The following is a 274-nucleotide window of genomic DNA, read 5'->3' on the forward strand; positions in this document are numbered from 1 at the left end:
GTTGCGCGATCAGCTGATCGACACCGCGCTCGACCGCGCCTGTCTGCAAGAGCCGCTGCCTGACGACGACGTGAGTTTTCATACGCGCCGCGACGAGGGCCGCAGCCGGCTCACCTTATTGGCGCAGGAAATTTCGCGGCTAGTGGGGCAGATCCTTGGTGAATATGCGGGCGTGACCAAGAAACTGGTGCAGGCGAAGTCGTTCACGGCCGCGCACGCCGACATGCTGAATCAGCTCGATGGACTGATCGGCAAGCGCTTCGTGGTCGATACG

General features: G+C 62.0%; 1 protein-coding gene. It reads left to right on the forward strand.

Features of this window, described 5'->3' with window-relative positions:
- A partial coding sequence (locus SB751_RS30315; RefSeq protein WP_410749060.1) for a DUF3418 domain-containing protein occupies window positions 1–274 on the forward strand: 274 nt, incomplete at both ends.

Origin of the sequence: Cupriavidus sp. SIMBA_020, from assembly GCF_046535395.1 — a bacterium.
Classification (GTDB): domain Bacteria; phylum Pseudomonadota; class Gammaproteobacteria; order Burkholderiales; family Burkholderiaceae; genus Cupriavidus; species Cupriavidus campinensis.